Here is a 2,967-nt window from a genome sequence, read left to right as displayed (position 1 = left end):
GCCTCGTCCAACGGCTTCTTTGCCATGGCGCGTATCTCCATTCAATCCGTTAGAGATATAACGCGCCAGCATCGAATCGGTTGTCATGTTTTATGGGAAACTCAATAGTTTGGGATCTGGTGATGTCGATCTGAAGCGACGCCGCGCGGACTTGCGCTCCGCTAGCGCCGCGTCCTTGCCTGTGTTGCAGCTATCTCAGGCCGCATGCACGGCCGGAAAGGGAGGTGCCCAATCGTGTCTGCCAGCGAAGGGCGAGAAGTTGCGATAGCGTGGAAGGACATCGTGCGAGTAGGGTGGGCGGTCACGCAGCTGACGTATAAACATAAGACGCTCGAAGGGGTTCATGCGGTCTCCAGTAGTCTGATCAGACTTTTAAGGTGAATCTTTGCGCGGCGACAATTCTGAGCCGATGTCCCACCTGCGTTGACAAAGAAGGCGCTGATCTGCATGAGTGAGAGTCACCGCCGGTGGCGGTGCTCAATGTGGCAACACAAAACGCCTGATACTTCGTAGTGCGGGCCGACGTGCGCCTCAATTTGCTTGACGATTGAGACTTGCCATTTACCTGTGCGTGATGAAATCACGCATCTGACGCCATTCGCTCTCTCGATGAACCATGACAAGCACTTCGTTTGGGGTTGTCGAAAAAGGTGCGCCATAGTGGGCTTGCTAATGAACGCTCTTCCCACTAGACCTCAGCCAAGGTTCTCGGAGGGGGGCGGGCCGCAGACCTGGCGCTTTTGCGCGACACGGGGTTCGGTCTCGCCGCCACGCCCATCCCAAGTGTGCGCGCGCCGATCAGCACGGCCGACGCTGCATCCTGGTGTGCTGCATCCTGAGGCCGCAACGGTGCGCTCAGCCTTCGCCAGTCGCTGGGGGCGATCAGTGTCGGCGATGAGGGGCAACCAAGCCTTGCTGGTATCGAATTACTCGAGCGGGCCACGCGCGACGTTGCCGATCGGAGGCTGCGGCGTGCGAGTTCTCTGGGCATTTTCGTCTCTTATGGAATGCATAGTAACGATTGAAAGGGTCGAGCATACTTTATGCATTGTCGGAAAATCAAGTGCTGGTTTTGGTATTGACTGGTCCGTCGAATCATCCGTTGAGTACTAGAAAGTAATGCAAAACCAATGTATGAAAGAACGTAACGTGAGAGCGAAAATTGTCCAGAATCAGTGAATCGATTGCAGCACAGCTATTTCGGCGAGAACCGGGCTGGTAGCAGCTCGTTAAGCTGCGGGCTGCGGATAGGCCAGAAAACGTCAAGGAGTTCAAACGGGCCGAGCGCCCCATCGAGGGTGAAGGGCTCCCGTCGTCGGGCACATTGAGCGTCAGGACATGATGGTGCCCCGAGGGCTTTTGCCGGTGGCTACCGATGATCCGCGAAATCGGGTCCGAGAGCGTTTGCATGGTACATGCCGGCTGGTAGCACCGAGTGCGTCGTGTGCGCGACCGTAATTCGAGTGCTTTCGGTATGCTACCTCCGTATCGGCGACCAGGCGAAACGCGGGACGTTTGTTAGGCTTAGCGTTATGCGTTGACGCCCGTGGCGATCAGCGAGGCACTCTGGACGATATGAGGCCGCGAAAAGAGGGACGAACCCGGTCGACGTGGCAGCCTCGAGGAAAGATTGTACGTCATCGAAGGGCACGGACTATCGCCGTGGTTGCGACCTATAGACGTGAACGCGCATCCGCTGTTCTATCCCGATGAAATTCGCAACGGTCATCTGCTGACGAAAACGCTTATGCTGTTCAATGCCGTCACGAGCTGTCGCGCTTAATCGCGCTCTTCGTGATTTCGTCGCTCGCAATGATGATGGTCAATCCGGCGCGGGAAACTACTTGGAAGGGGCTCGCGGAAGTTTGCGTCGCTGCGGAAACCATGCACTTGCTGCGCGATGACGGCAGTGCTGACACTTATGTATAGCGACATGGGTCAAGCCTCTGTTCGACTTTATCGTGAACCTCATGAACGTATTCAACAATTCGAACCCTTCCATCACCCGCCCAGCTACTTCGGTCACCGCTGGTGCTGCCCGGGAGGCCCAGCGGGGTTTAACGCCTCCAGCAGGCGCTCAAAACTTTTCCGGGCGTTCTCCTTACGTAGGGTCCGGCCTGCATACGCCGCTGTCAAGTCCCTCCGGTCCTTCCGCCACCTCTCCGGAAATTCAGGCGATACGAGCGCCCTCCCCCGAGACATCGCCGGCGCATCCTCGGTCATCAGACTACGACTGGAGGATGATCGCCCATGTATTTGGCTCGCAAAGCCAGGTGCAGGATCTGGCCAGAAAGGCACTCGTGGACAGGGCTTATCGGGAACAGGCCCGGGAACAGAGGGCTCCCGCAGTCGACGTGGCCGTGATAGCGGATATTAACAAGAGAGCGCTGAATATTCGCTACGATCGAACGTTCGAACAGAATGGTCATAGTGGTTCATCGGGTTATATAACCAAAGACGGATTTACTGCGGCCCAAAAGATCTATGTGGAAAAAAAATACGCTGACGAAGACTGGCGCCGACGGGTCAATGACGACAATCCATGAGTACGGTTTATGCGGGCCTTGTTCATGGAGCGAGTGGTGAGGGGAGGAGCAACGTTAGGAAGTGCCAGTCGTGCTTTCGCCGAAGCGATGTGAAGGGTAATCGCGAGGGCGCACAAATTGTACGGGCGACGGTGCTTGCGCTCGACCGGGCTACACAAGATTTGTGAGTTAATGAGCGATGAGCTCACATGTGCGAGTGAGAGTAAAACGCTCGGCCAAGTGATTCGTAGGGCAGGGTATAGCCCATTCCATTACACACAAGTTGAGCTGAGTGGGCTGTAAACTTCGACGCTTTGCCGTTTACTCCTGCTTTTTGCGTGACGAGCGAATGGCACAAGCGACGGAGAGTTGGGCGGCAATGGAATTCAAGGGTATTGATCTGGGCGACAAGCGCCTGAACCGACGGGCAGTGCTGTTGGCC

The 2,967-nt window shown here is 56.3% G+C and carries 2 protein-coding genes; both read left to right on the top strand.

The features are described 5' to 3' along the window. Positions 1-1,970: 1,970 nt before the first annotated feature. Positions 1,971-2,546, top strand: a complete 576-nt coding sequence (locus HV796_RS41305; RefSeq protein ID WP_175233424.1) for a hypothetical protein — start codon at positions 1,971-1,973, stop codon at positions 2,544-2,546. A gap of 328 nt (positions 2,547-2,874) precedes the next feature. Then, on the top strand, positions 2,875-2,967 hold a 93-nt coding region (locus HV796_RS46315), incomplete at its 3' end, for an IS4/Tn5 family transposase DNA-binding protein (protein ID WP_175232881.1).

This window comes from Paraburkholderia humisilvae, from assembly GCF_902859855.1.
GTDB classification, from domain to species: domain Bacteria; phylum Pseudomonadota; class Gammaproteobacteria; order Burkholderiales; family Burkholderiaceae; genus Paraburkholderia; species Paraburkholderia humisilvae.
This window is presented reverse-complemented; position numbering and strand designations above follow the sequence as displayed.